This is a genomic window from Zavarzinia sp. (assembly GCF_049306435.1).
Taxonomy (GTDB): Bacteria; Pseudomonadota; Alphaproteobacteria; order Zavarziniales; family Zavarziniaceae; genus Zavarzinia.
Genome location: NZ_JBAQRT010000017.1, coordinates 1 through 12,022, shown reverse-complemented (window position 1 = coordinate 12,022; position 12,022 = coordinate 1). Strand labels below are relative to the sequence as shown.

Here is a 12,022-nt window from a genome sequence, read left to right as displayed (position 1 = left end):
GCCGCGGGGGCCGCAACGGGCGCCGGGGCCGGGCTGGCCGAAGCCCCCTCGCCCGTGATCTGGGCGATCACCGTGTTGACGGCGACATTGTCGGTGCCTTCGGCGATCAGGATCTTCTCGATCACGCCTTCATCGACGGCTTCCACTTCCATCGTCGCCTTGTCGGTTTCGATTTCGGCGATCACATCGCCGGATTTTACCGTATCGCCCTCTTTCACCAGCCATTTGGCCAGCTTGCCTTCGGTCATGGTCGGCGAAAGCGCGGGCATCAGAATATCGATTGCCATGGTGTTCTTCCCGTGTTGCCCGGCCTTAGAGGAGGATGTCGGTCATGAGTTCGCTCGGATCGGGCTCCGGGCTCGTTTGCGCGAAGTCCGCCGCCTCGGCGACATGCTTCTTCACCTCGGCGTCGATCGCCTTCAGGCCCGCCTCGTCGATGAGGCCGGCGGCCAGCAGCTGTTCGCGGGCGTGGTCGATCGGATCATGCTCCGTCCGCATCTTCTGGACTTCTTCCTTGGAGCGGTATTTCGCGGGATCGGACATGGAGTGGCCGCGATAGCGGTAGGTCTTCATTTCCAGCAGGAACGGACCCTTGCCGTCGCGCGCCCATTTGACGGCTTCCCGGCCGGCCTCGCGCACGGCGATCACGTCCATGCCGTCGACTTCCTTGCCCGGGATGTTGAAGCTGTCGCCCCGGCGGTGCAGCTTGGTCTGGGCCGAGGCGCGGGCAACCGCCGTGCCCATGGCATACTGGTTGTTCTCGATCACATAGATGACCGGCAGGCTCCACAGCTCGGCCATGTTGAAGCTCTCGTAGACCTGGCCCTGGTTGGCCGCGCCGTCGCCGAAATAGGCGAGACAGACATTGTCGGTCTTGCGGTATTTCATCGCGAAGGCGATGCCGGTGCCGAGCGGCACCTGGGCGCCGACGATGCCGTGGCCGCCGTAGAATTGCTTCTCCTTGGAGAACATGTGCATGGAGCCGCCCTTGCCCCGGGAATAGCCCCCGCTGCGCCCGGTCAGCTCGGCCATCACGCCCTTGGGGTCCATGCCGGCGGCCAGCATGTGGCCGTGGTCGCGATAGCCGGTGATGACCGCGTCGCCTTGCTTCAGCGCCGCCTGCATCCCGACGACGACCGCTTCCTGGCCGATATAGAGATGGCAGAAGCCGCCGATCAGGCCCATGCCGTACATCTGGCCCGCCTTCTCCTCGAAGCGGCGGATCAGCAGCATCTCCCGGTAATAATCGATCAGTTCAGGCCCCGGACCCGCCACGATCGGCTCGTCCGCCTGTTTCTTCTGCCCTGCCTTGGCCATGGATCCCTCCGTGAACGTCGTGCCTTACGCAACCGTTGGACGCGACAATAACCACGTTCACATATGGGGCAACTTCGCTAAAGGCTAAGACATGCGATTTTGCATGTCGTGTTGCAGCGCAATGAGGCCCACCATGCCTCAATGCGCATTCCCCGACCATTGGCCGCCACGACACGGTCGCTCGTCAAAAACCTTCGAGGACGATCTTGCCCTGGGTCCTGCCGGTTTCGATCAGGGCGTGGGCGGTCTTCAGATGGGCGGCATCGATGGGACGGATGACCTCGGTCAGGGTCGTGCGAATCCGGCCGGCGTCCACCAGCCTCGCGACCTCGGCCAGCAGCCGGCCCTGCTCCGCCATGTCGGCGGTCTCGAACAGGGAGCGGGTGAACATCAATTCCCAATGGATCGAGACCGCCTTCCGCTTGAAGCCCGTAATGTCCAGCGTATCGGGATCGTCGATCAGGCCGAAGCGGCCTTGCGGCGCGATCAGGGCGATGATCTCGGCGAGATGCCGCCGGGTTTCCGTCGTCGAGAAGACGAAGGCCGGCGCGCCGAGGCCAAGAGCCGCCACCTGCTCCGCCAGGGGCTGGCGATGATCGATCACATGATGGGCGCCGAGCGCCTGCACCCAGTCCCGCGTCTCCGGCCGCGAGGCGGTCGCGATCACCGTCAGGTCGGTCAGCGCCCGGACGAGCTGGATGGCGATGGAGCCGACACCGCCGGCGCCGCCGATGACGAGGATGGCCGGGGCGGCACCGGGAACCGGCTTCCGGATGTCCAGCCGGTCGAACAGCATTTCCCAGGCGGTGATGGCGGTCAGCGGCAGCGCCGCCGCCTCGGCGTTGGACAGGCTGGTGGGCTTCGGCCCGACGATCCGCTCGTCCACCAGATGGAACTCGCTGTTGGCGCCCGGCCGGATCAGCGAACCGGCGTAGAAGACTTCATCGCCGGGCTTGAAGCGCGTCACCGCCTCGCCGACCTGAACGACCCGGCCGACGGCATCCCAGCCGAGGACCTTCCAGCCCCCCGCTTCGGCCGAGACATTCCGGCGGATCTTGGTGTCGACCGGATTGACCGAGATCGCCGCGACCTCGACCAGGAGATCCCGGCCCCGGGCTTCCGGCCTGGGCAGGTCGATGTCGACGAGGGCATTTTCGCGGTCGAGGCTTCCGGCGGCTTTGTAGGCGATGGCTTTCATGATGGCGGCTCCCGCTGCGGCGATTGATGGATGCCAGACTTGCCGCTATTGTCGCTTCAGCGCAATACGCACAAAATCAGCCCATAGTATCAAAAAGGATACTGTCATGGCCAAGGTCCGCCACACCCGTTTCGACTGCACCCCCGGCTGTTCCGTGGAGGCGGCGATCGGTCTGATCGACGGCAAATGGAAATCGGTGATCCTGTTCCACCTGCTGGACGGGACCATGCGTTTCAACGAAATTCGGCGGACCATCGCCAATGTGACGCCGCGCATGCTGACCAACCAGCTGCGCGAACTGGAGGACGACGGCCTGATCCTGCGCAAGGTCTATGCCCAGGTGCCGCCCAAGGTGGAATACAGCCTGTCGCCGCTGGGGCGCAGCATGCAGCCCATCCTCGCCGCCCTCAAGATCTGGGGCGACGACAATATCGGCCGCTTCGGCAAGCCGAAGGCGCTGGCGGCGGAGACGACGGAAGCGGCCTGAGCGCCCTATTGCGCGGGGGTGAGAATGACCACGTCATTCCCATGGGCGAAGCCGAGGGTGACGCGGGCGCGCTCCTCGATCATGTCGCGGTCGAGGCTTTCGGGACGCAGCAGGTTCACCCGCCGCTCCAGCGCCTCGCGCTCGGAAGAGATCTGGGCGAGTTCCGCCTTGGTCTGCTCGATCTCGTGAGTCAGGCGCAGCCAGGACACCAGGCCATAATCGCCCTGCACCAGGTGATAGCCGAAATAGGCCGTCACGCAGATGGCGAACGTCGGCACGATGGCCTGACGGGAGCGACGGCGGATTTCCTGGGCGAGAGTCATGATGTCAATTGAATCACGGGCCTATCGGACGATCAAGCGATTCCGGGGGCAAGTCGCCCCCGGATGGCGCGGGATCAGGAAAAGCGGTTGGACTTGGGGAAGCCGCGCGGCGCCAGGCGCCCCGCGCTGCCGCGCGGCCCGGTCCAGTCGGCCAGCGCCGTCTCGGTCCTGACCCCGGTGCCATAGGGCCAGGTGAGGCCGGTGGCCAAGGCGAAGACGGTAACGTCGGACAGGCCGCCATCCTTGTATTTCTGCAGGGTGACGCCCCGCCCGCGCGCGAGTTCCGGCACATCCGACAAGGGATAGACCAGCAGCTTGCGGTTCTCGCCGACGACGGCGATGTGATCGCCCTCGATCCGGCGGCAGAAGGCGGCCTCGGCCCCCTCGCCCAGGGTCATGACCTGCTTGCCGGCCTTGGTCTGGGCGATGATGTCGTCCTCGGCGACGATGAAACCCTTGCCATCACTGGCGGCGAGCAGCAGCTTCGCGCCCGGCCTGTGCACGAACATGGTGACGATATCCTGATCGTTGCCGAGATCGACCATCAGGCGGATCGGCTCGCCATGGCCACGACCGCCCGGCAACCGGTCGCAGCCCAGCGTGAAGAAGCGGCCGTTGGTGGCGAAGACGACCAGGCGGTCGGTGGTTTCCGCCTTGATCGTGTAACGCCCGTGATCGCCTTCCTTAAAGCGGACGTCGGCATCGGTGTCGACATGGCCCTTCAGCGCCCTGATCCAGCCCTTGGCCGAACAGACGACGGTGATGGGCTCGCGCTCGATGAAGGCGGTCGAGGGCAGGTCGATGACCGCCGGAGCATCGGCGAAGGACGTTCGCCGCTTGCCCAGGGGAGTTTCCGGGCCGAATTCCCTGGCGATCTCGGCGATGCCCTGGGTGACGGCCTTGCGCTGGCGGGCCGGCTCGGCGACCAGCTTTTCGAGCCCCGCGCGCTCCTTCAGGAGGGCGTCGTTTTCCTTGCGGATCTCGAATTCCTCGAGCTTGCGCAAGGAACGCAGGCGCATGTTCAGGATCGCCTCGGCCTGCACGTCGGTCAACCCGAAGCGGGCCATCAGCGCGGGCTTGGGGTGATCCTCCTCGCGGATGATGCGGATCACCTCGTCGATGTTCAGATAGGCGATCAGGTAGCCGCCGAGCAATTCGAGCCGGTGGGTGATCTCGGACAGGCGGCGGCTGGCGCGCCGCACCACGACCTCGATGCGATGCTCGATGAAGGCCAGCAGAACCTCGCGCAGGCTCATCACCCGAGGCATCTGGCCCTTGTCGAGCACATTCATGTTCAGCTGGATGCGGGTTTCGAGATCGGAGAGCTTGAACAGACCCTCCATCAGCATCTCGGGCGCGACCGAACGGTTACGCGGCACGAGGACGATGCGGACGACATCGGTCGATTCGTCCCGCACGTCTTCCAGCAGCGGCGCCTTCTTCAGCTCGATCAATTCGGCGATCTTCTCGATCAGGCGCGATTTCTGCACCTGATAGGGAATTTCCGTGACGACGACATTCCAGGTGCCGCGCCCCAGGTCTTCCTGATGCCAGCGGGCGCGCAGGCGAAAGGCGCCCTTGCCCGTCGCATAGGATTCGCGGATCGAGGCGGCGCCTTCGACCAGAATGCCGCCCGTGGGGAAATCGGGCCCCGGCACCAGCGCGACCAGTTCGTCGACATCCGCCTCGGGCTTGTCGATCAGCAGGGTCACGGCGGCGCAGAGTTCGCCGATATTATGGGGCGGGATCGCCGTCGCCATGCCGACCGCGATGCCCTGCGCGCCATTGGCCAGCAGATTGGGGAAAGCCGCCGGCAGGACGATGGGCTCGCTTTCCTCGCCGTCATAGGTCGGGCGGAAATCGACCGTATCCTCGTCGATATCGGTCAGCAGCAGCTCGGCCACACTGGTCAGGCGGGCCTCGGTGTAGCGCATGGCCGCAGCGTTATCGCCATCGACATTGCCGAAATTGCCCTGGCCGTCGATCAGCGGATAGCGGACGGCGAAATCCTGCGCCAGGCGCACCAGCGCGTCATAGATCGACTGGTCGCCATGGGGATGGAATTTACCCATCACGTCGCCGACCACGCGGGCCGATTTCTTGTAGCCGGACTTGGGATCCAGCTTCAGCTGGCGCATGGCGTAGAGCAGGCGCCGGTGCACCGGCTTCAGGCCGTCGCGCACATCCGGCAGCGACCGCGCCATGATGGTCGACAGGGCATAGGCCAGGTAGCGCTCGCCAAGGGCGCTCGACAGCGAGACATCGCGAATCTCGCCCGAATCCAGGGTCATATCGGTCATGATGACCGGACCCTAGCAGATCGCGGCGCCGCTGCCCAAGAGGCTCAGCAGCCTTTGTCGCGCCGACGGCAGGGCGCGGCCTTGCGGGGCCAGGATATGGCGCTCGATGAAATGGCCGGTCAGGGCGAAACCATCGGCCAGATCCCGCGCCTCGGCCGGGCCGCCCGTGGCGGTCAGGAAAGCCGGCAGACGCAGGAGGCGGTCTTCATAGGGCCCGGCAGCGGCGGCCGAGACCGCCCGTCCGGTGCGGGGCGAGACATAGGCGAGGTCTTGCGTCCCGCCCGTGACGGCGCAGGATGCGAGATCGAGCCCGAAGCCGAGGTCCTTCAGGATCTCGACCTCCAGCCGCACCATCAGCGCCGCCCAGGGTCCCTCCGCCGCGAGCGTGCCCAGCATGACCGCGAATCCATCGTACAGGGCGGGATGGGGCTCCCTTTCGGGCAGGCAGAGGTCGAGCAGGGCGCAGATCGCCGACAATCCGGCCAGGCGCCGGGGCGAATCCAGCAGGGCGCCGGCATGGGCCGCGCCCGGCTCCAGCGCATAGGTGCCGAGATGATCGGCGAGGCGCGCCCGCCAGACGGCGAAGACCTCGTTTCCGGGCTGCAGCAAGGGCGCCATGCGCCGCCCCGCCCCTCCCCGGACCAGGCCCGGATGGCGGCCATGGTCGCGGGTCAGCAGCGACAGTACCGCGTCCCGCTCGCCGAGCGGCCGGACCGAAAGCACGAAACCCTGGTCACGCCAGTCCATTCACCGCTCTCCACCCCCGACGAAAGCCACGACAAATATATTGCAACCGGGCTTTTGCCCCCGATACCACCGTGGTATCACCATCGGAAATTTGGGGAAATGCCGCGCCGCAAGATGCCCGGAGTCCCCATCGAGGAACGTGCCCTGGGTCGCGAAGGTTGGCACATCATGCCCGAGCTGAAGTTGAAGCCCTCGATCGAACAGCGTTTCAACCTGTTCGGCCGGGAGGAGTGGCGGGCACATCGCGCCGACACGCCGATGACCCTTTCGCACGAGGACCTGCTGCAGCTGCGCGGGGCCGACGAAATGATCTCGCTCGACGAGGTGGCGGATATCTACCTGCCGCTGTCGCGCCTGCTCAATCTTCATGTCTCCCACCGGATGGAGCTTTATCGCTCCACCTTCCGCTTTCTCGGCGCCTCGCTCAGCAAGGTGCCCTATATCATCGGGCTCGCCGGTTCGGTCTCGGTCGGCAAGAGCACGTCGGCGCGCATCCTGCGCTCCCTGCTCGCGCGCTGGCCGTCGCATCCCAATGTCGAGCTGATCTCGACCGACGGCTTCCTGCACCCCAACGCGGTTCTGCAATCGCGCGGGCTGATGGAGCGCAAGGGCTTTCCCGAAAGCTATGACGTTCGCACCCTTCTGAATTTCCTGGCCGATGTGAAGGCCGGCAAGCGCAACGTCAAGGCGCCGGTCTACAGCCATATCGTCTACGATATCGTGCCCGGCGAATTCCAGAACATCGACCAGCCCGACATCCTGATCGTCGAGGGGCTGAACGTGTTGCAGGTCAATACCACGCCCGGCCTCGACGATGTCATCTTCACCTCGGATTTCTTCGATTATTCGATCTATGTCGATGCCGACACCGAGATGATCCGCGACTGGTACATCGCGCGCTTCCTCAGTTTCCGCCAGACCGCCTTCCGCAATCCCAATTCCTATTTCTCGCGCTATGCCGACCTGTCGGACGAAAAGGCCCGGGAGACGGCGCTGTCGATCTGGACCCGGATCAACGAGCGCAACCTCGTCGAGAATATCCGCCCCGCCCGCTTCCGCGCCGACCTGATCCTGACCAAGGGCAAGGACCACAAGGTCGAGTCCGTCGCGCTTCGCAAACTCTAGGGGGGCCGCGGCTGGTCAGGCGGTGAAAAGCCGCTAGACTGGCCCCCGCATGTTCGAGACTTTCCTGACCGCCTTCACGACTTTCTTCGCCACCATCGGCCCCGTCGATGTCGTGGTGCTTTTCGCCGCGCTGACCGCGCGTCACTCCCCGGTGGAGCGGCGGCGCATGGCCCTGAAGGGCACCCTGTTCGCGGCGGCGATCCTCGTCGTCTTCGGCCTCGCGGGGGAGCCCCTGCTACGCCTGTTCGGGATTTCCCTGCCGGCGCTTCGGGTCGCGGGCGGCATTCTCCTGCTGCTGATCTCGCTCGACATGGTGTTCGTGCGGGAATCCGGCGGCAGCACGGCGACCGACGAGGAAAAGGACGAGGCGATGACGCGGCCCGATATTTCCGTCGTGCCCCTGGCGACACCGCTGCTGGCCGGACCGGGCGCCATCGGCTCGGCCATCCTGCTCGTCTCGGGCAACAGCCACGACATCGGCCTCGAGATCATGGTCTTCGCCGGCCTCTTCGCTGTCCTGCTGATGGGCTATCTCATGATGCTGGCGGCGACCGGGGTGCAGCGGGCACTGGGCGTCACCGGCGTCCATGTCATCAGCCGCATCTTCGGCGTTCTGCTCGCCGCCCTCGCCGTTCAATTCGTCTTCGACGGCCTCAAGGGCAGCGGTCTGTTCGGCTGAACGAGGGCGATCAGCCACCGACCAGGCTGAGTTCCCGCATGATCTGGTCGCCCCAGCGCGCCACGTCATTGTCGCGCACCACCTTGTTCATCGCCTCCATGCGTCGCCTCGCCTCCCCCACCGACATGTCGAGCGCGAGATCGAGGGCGCGGTCCATGGAGCGGTGGGAATTGGGATTGATCAGCAGGGCCTCGCTCAGTTCGACGGCGCAGCCGGCGAATTCCGACAGCACGAGCACGCCCGCACGACCGAAATTGGCGGCGACATATTCCTTGGCGACAAGGTTCAGGCCATCGCGCAAGGGAGTCGTCAGGCAGACATCGGCGATGCGGTAATGGGCCATCAACTGCTCAAAGGGAATGGCCTGGGAATAGAGCACCACCGGCGTCCATTCTAGGCGCGAGAACCGGCCGTTGATGCGGCCGACCAGCCCCTCGATCTCGCGCTGGGTCTTCTCGTAGACCGTCATGGTCGACGCCGCGCGAACGGAGGTGAGCAGGAGCTTGACCTCGCCGATCATCTCGGGCCGCCGCTCCAGCAGGCGCTCGAATGCCAGCAGGCTTTCGGCCATGCCCTTGGTGTAATCGGTACGGCCCACCGCGACGAGCAGGCGCCGCCCGCCCATCTCCTGAATCAGCTGGCGTTGCAGGGCTTCGCTTTCAGGCGTCTCCAGCACCCGCTGGATGCCGTTGGGGTCGGTGCCGACGGGCGTCGTGCCCAGCCGGACCAGTCGCCCGCGATGGCGCAGGGAAACCGGAACCTCGGGCTCGGACAGGGCCTTGCCGTCGGGGGACAGGCCCGCCGGCACCGGCGCCGTCACGGCGATATCGGCGCCGCACAGCGCCCGGGCCACGTCGGCGAAATTCTTCGTGTAGCGCGGAATGTGGAAACCGACCTGATCGCAGGCCAGCAGGCTTTCCATGATCTCCTCGCGCCACGGCAGGATGTTGAAGATATCGGCCGCCGGAAAGGGCGTGTGATGGAAAAAGGCGATTCTCAGGTCGGGCTTCAGTTGCCGCAGATAATGGGGCACCAGCCACAGATTGTAGTCGTGGATCCATGCCAGTCCGTCATCCGCGATCACCTCCGCCGTGGCCTCGGCGAACAATCGATTGACCTCGCGAAAGCTCGCCCAGTCGACATTGTCGTATTGGAACGCCTGGGGGAAGGAATGAAGGATCGGCCACAGGGCCTCCTTCGAGGTGATGTGGTAGAAGCTTTCCACCTGTTCGGCTGTCAGCGGCAGCCGCGAGACGGTGAAGCCGCCATTGTCGTCGTCGACATGCACCACCCGTTCGAAATCCGGGCCGACGTCCGGATCATAGGTCTTCCAGGCGACCCAGGCGCCGCGCCCCGCGTCGATGCGGCGAAACAGGCTCTTCAGCGTCGGCACGATTCCGTTGGGACTGGTGTTGGCACGGAACTCGACGCGGCCGTCGACCTGCACCTCCTCGAACGGCTGTCGATGATAGACGATGGCCATGGCGGATCTAGTCATGTCGCCCCTCCTGCCCGGAACCTGAAATGTTGCAGTGCCTCGGCGATGCCGGCGGCGCCCTCGCACCTGCTGCGATAGACCCGCGGCATCCCCGCGATCGCCGACACCAGCGACGCCTCGGCATTGCCGACGGCGACCCCCTTGAACCCGGTCTCGAACAGCGACAGGTCGTTCATCGTGTCGCCCGCCACCAGCACGCGGTCGGGCTCGACACCCAGATGTTCCACCAGCCGGATCAACGTCGGCCCCTTGGCGATGCCGCGCGGCAGGACGTCGAAAAAGCGATCGGCGGACAGCAGGCCGTCGAACCCCGCCGCCTCCACCCGGTCCCTCAGATCGGGCGCCAGCAGCGCCGGCTCGCAGTCGTAACTCACCCGGTGGCGGAACCGTGTCGGTTGCAGGCGCAGACCGGGCTCGTCCCGCAGCATTTCGACCACGCGGGGACCGGCATCCTGCCAGCGCGCGGCGATATCCTCCTCGAGAGCCGCCATCGGCTCGAATGTCGTGCCGTCATAGACCGAGGTCCCGACGTCGCCGACGATGTAGCGCGGCCGCGGCACGGGCGGCCGGCTGACGAGATCGGCGATGAAAGCGATGTCGCGGCCGGTCACGAAGACCAGCAGCACGTCGTCCCGCCCCGACAGCGACCGATAGAGGTCTTCCCGCGCGGCCTGATCGCCGCCGAGAAAGGTTCCGTCCAGATCGGTCGCCAGCACGCAGTCCCAGTCGGTCATGCCGACAGGAGACCGTCGTCGCTGGCGGACAGGGCGGGATGGGCGATGCGGAGGCTGTTCTCGGCCTTCAGGGATTCGGGGCGCAGGGACGAGATCATCAGGCCCGCCATGACGTCGTCGATCGAAGCGCCACCGAGCACGCTTTCGACGCCTGCGCAGATCGGCATGTCGATACCGAGACGGCGCGAAAGGGCGCCGACGGAGGCGGCGTTCACCGCGCCCTCGACCACCGGACCGTCTTCCGCCTGTCGCGGGGTGCGGCCCTCGCCCAACGCCTTGCCGAAGGAGAAATTGCGCGATTGCTCGCTGGAGCAGGTCAGGACCAGATCACCGACACCCGCGAGCCCGCTCAGCGTTTCGGGCTTGGCGCCGAGGGCGAAACCGAGCCGGGTGAGCTCGGCGAGGCCCCGGGTGATCAAGGCGGCCCGGGCATTGCTGCCGAGGCCCCGACCAGCGGCTATGCCGCAGGCGATGGCGATGACATTCTTCACCGCGCCGCCGATTTCGACGCCGATCACGTCATCGGACAGATAGGGCCGAAAGGTCGTCGAGGCGAAGCTGACGGCGACACGCGCGGCCAGATGGCCGGGGCTAAAGCCCCCCTCGCCGCTGGCGGCGATGGTGACCGCCGTGGGCAGATCCTGCGCCACCTCGGCGGCGAAGGTGGGGCCAGAGAGAACGGCCAGTGGATGGCCCGGCAATTCTTCCGCCACCACGTCGCTCATCAGGGCGCCGGAGGATGCCTCCACCCCCTTGCTGCAAATCACGACCGGCACCGCCGGCCCCATCAGGGGCGCGCAGCGCCCGACCATGGCCCGCAGATGCTGGGACGGCGTCGTCATCAGCACGAGGTCCGCACCGCGCACCACCGATTCAAGATCGCCGGAGACGACGACATCCAGGGGAATATCGACGGGAACAGGCAGGAAAGGATTGCGCCGCGTCGCGGCAACGGCGTCCAGCACCTGTGGCTCGCGCGCCCAGAGGGTGACCCCCCGCCCCGCCCGATGGGCCGTGAGCGCGAGCGCCGTACCCCAGGCGCCAGCACCGATGATGGCGATCCGGTCGAATGGCGCGGGCTCGACGGCCGATGAGCCGGCGGAACCGAATTCCTGCATGGATATCCTCCACTTTCCCTGGGCGTTGGCGGACGCCCGAATTTTCCCCTCGATCCACTCAGAATTGAGCAAATGACCAATGGTCGGAATTTTCTCACAAGATCGTCAAAATGTCAATTCCAGCACACAGAAAAGTCGCAATCACCATGAATTTGCCGGCATGATGCCGCCGCAAGATCAATAAACACTACAAAGAAATTCAGAACACATCATCAGGAATTCAAACAAACAACAAGCGGACGCTCACCAATACACCAGAAACAAAGGCCGATATTCAATACTACACAACCGAAGTATTGATCACCACGGGACTGACGCGCCGCACCATATCGCGACACCATGCAAAAAGGCGGCCCGCGAAGGCCGCCTTCACAAATCCGCGGGGGGACGTCAGAACGGGATTTCGTCGTCGAGATCGGGCCCGGGGTTACGACCGCCGCCACCGGCACCGCCGCCGCCCGAACGGCCACCGCCGCCGAAGCCGCCACCACCGGCG

General features: G+C 65.6%; 12 protein-coding genes. 3 read left to right on the top strand and 9 right to left on the bottom strand.

Annotated elements, in window-relative coordinates; all coding sequences use genetic code 11:
• The 3 genes from WAZ62_RS00995 to WAZ62_RS00985 all read right to left on the bottom strand — a co-directional run.
• On the bottom strand, window positions 1–287 hold a 287-nt coding region (locus WAZ62_RS00995; protein WP_422641667.1), incomplete at its 3' end, for a biotin/lipoyl-containing protein.
• Window positions 288–312: 25 nt separating this feature from the next.
• Window positions 313–1,317: a pyruvate dehydrogenase (acetyl-transferring) E1 component subunit alpha gene (pdhA, locus tag WAZ62_RS00990; protein WP_422641666.1), complete on the bottom strand. Its 1,005-nt coding sequence runs from the start codon at window positions 1,315–1,317 to the stop codon at window positions 313–315.
• A gap of 184 nt (window positions 1,318–1,501) precedes the next feature.
• Window positions 1,502–2,515: a zinc-binding alcohol dehydrogenase family protein gene (locus tag WAZ62_RS00985; RefSeq protein ID WP_422641665.1), complete on the bottom strand. Its 1,014-nt coding sequence runs from the start codon at window positions 2,513–2,515 to the stop codon at window positions 1,502–1,504.
• A gap of 106 nt (window positions 2,516–2,621) precedes the next feature.
• Here WAZ62_RS00985 and WAZ62_RS00980 point away from each other — a divergent pair, with 106 nt between their 5' ends.
• A complete protein-coding gene (locus WAZ62_RS00980) occupies window positions 2,622–3,002 on the top strand; it encodes a winged helix-turn-helix transcriptional regulator (protein ID WP_422641664.1) in 381 nt (126 codons plus the stop codon).
• A gap of 5 nt (window positions 3,003–3,007) precedes the next feature.
• On the opposite strand, the gene WAZ62_RS00975 is transcribed toward WAZ62_RS00980, so the two are convergent.
• From WAZ62_RS00975 to recO, 3 genes are all read right to left on the bottom strand, one after another.
• Entirely contained in the window at window positions 3,008–3,325 is a 318-nt protein-coding gene (locus WAZ62_RS00975; RefSeq protein ID WP_422641663.1) for an FtsB family cell division protein, read from the bottom strand.
• Window positions 3,326–3,399: 74 nt separating this feature from the next.
• Window positions 3,400–5,625 (bottom strand): DNA topoisomerase IV subunit A, encoded by a 2,226-nt coding sequence (gene parC / locus WAZ62_RS00970; RefSeq protein WP_422641662.1) that lies wholly within the window; start codon window positions 5,623–5,625, stop codon window positions 3,400–3,402.
• A gap of 12 nt (window positions 5,626–5,637) precedes the next feature.
• Window positions 5,638–6,372: a DNA repair protein RecO gene (gene recO, locus WAZ62_RS00965; protein ID WP_422641661.1), complete on the bottom strand. Its 735-nt coding sequence runs from the start codon at window positions 6,370–6,372 to the stop codon at window positions 5,638–5,640.
• A 168-nt stretch (window positions 6,373–6,540) separates the two neighbouring features.
• Here recO and coaA point away from each other — a divergent pair, with 168 nt between their 5' ends.
• Together coaA and WAZ62_RS00955 are read left to right on the top strand one after the other, a co-directional pair.
• A complete protein-coding gene (gene coaA, locus WAZ62_RS00960; protein ID WP_422641660.1) occupies window positions 6,541–7,497 on the top strand; it encodes a type I pantothenate kinase in 957 nt (318 codons plus the stop codon).
• 49 nt (window positions 7,498–7,546) lie between these two features.
• Window positions 7,547–8,176: a MarC family protein gene (locus tag WAZ62_RS00955; RefSeq protein ID WP_422641659.1), complete on the top strand. Its 630-nt coding sequence runs from the start codon at window positions 7,547–7,549 to the stop codon at window positions 8,174–8,176.
• 10 nt (window positions 8,177–8,186) lie between these two features.
• On the opposite strand, the gene ggpS is transcribed toward WAZ62_RS00955, so the two are convergent.
• Genes ggpS through WAZ62_RS00940 form a run of 3 tightly spaced genes read right to left on the bottom strand, consistent with a single transcriptional unit; the run spans window position 8,187 to window position 11,526 of the window.
• Window positions 8,187–9,674 carry a glucosylglycerol-phosphate synthase gene (gene ggpS / locus WAZ62_RS00950; protein ID WP_422641658.1) on the bottom strand — a complete coding sequence of 496 codons (1,488 nt, stop codon included), beginning with the start codon at window positions 9,672–9,674 and terminating at the stop codon, window positions 8,187–8,189.
• Entirely contained in the window at window positions 9,671–10,408 is a 738-nt protein-coding gene (locus tag WAZ62_RS00945) for an HAD family hydrolase (RefSeq protein WP_422641657.1), read from the bottom strand. The genes ggpS and WAZ62_RS00945 overlap by 4 nt, the downstream gene beginning before the upstream one ends.
• On the bottom strand, window positions 10,405–11,526 hold the full coding sequence (locus tag WAZ62_RS00940) for an NAD(P)H-dependent glycerol-3-phosphate dehydrogenase (protein WP_422641656.1): 1,122 nt from the start codon (window positions 11,524–11,526) through the stop codon (window positions 10,405–10,407). The genes WAZ62_RS00945 and WAZ62_RS00940 overlap by 4 nt, the downstream gene beginning before the upstream one ends.
• Window positions 11,527–12,022: the final 496 nt, after the last annotated feature.

Bases quoted from the DNA above. Each gene is read 5' to 3' on its own strand.
- WAZ62_RS00975 (WP_422641663.1), bottom strand. From the start codon at position 3,325: ATGACTCTCGCCCAGGAAATCCGCCGTCGCTCCCGTCAGGCCATCGTG.
- WAZ62_RS00945 (WP_422641657.1), bottom strand. From the start codon at position 10,408: ATGACCGACTGGGACTGCGTGCTGGCGACCGATCTGGACGGAACCTTT.
- recO (WP_422641661.1), bottom strand. From the start codon at position 6,372: ATGGACTGGCGTGACCAGGGTTTCGTGCTTTCGGTCCGGCCGCTCGGC.
- WAZ62_RS00980 (WP_422641664.1), top strand. From the start codon at position 2,622: ATGGCCAAGGTCCGCCACACCCGTTTCGACTGCACCCCCGGCTGTTCC.
- WAZ62_RS00985 (WP_422641665.1), bottom strand. From the start codon at position 2,515: ATGAAAGCCATCGCCTACAAAGCCGCCGGAAGCCTCGACCGCGAAAAT.
- WAZ62_RS00955 (WP_422641659.1), top strand. From the start codon at position 7,547: ATGTTCGAGACTTTCCTGACCGCCTTCACGACTTTCTTCGCCACCATC.
- pdhA (WP_422641666.1), bottom strand. From the start codon at position 1,317: ATGGCCAAGGCAGGGCAGAAGAAACAGGCGGACGAGCCGATCGTGGCG.
- WAZ62_RS00940 (WP_422641656.1), bottom strand. From the start codon at position 11,526: ATGCAGGAATTCGGTTCCGCCGGCTCATCGGCCGTCGAGCCCGCGCCA.
- parC (WP_422641662.1), bottom strand. From the start codon at position 5,625: ATGACCGATATGACCCTGGATTCGGGCGAGATTCGCGATGTCTCGCTG.
- coaA (WP_422641660.1), top strand. From the start codon at position 6,541: ATGCCCGAGCTGAAGTTGAAGCCCTCGATCGAACAGCGTTTCAACCTG.
- ggpS (WP_422641658.1), bottom strand. From the start codon at position 9,674: ATGACTAGATCCGCCATGGCCATCGTCTATCATCGACAGCCGTTCGAG.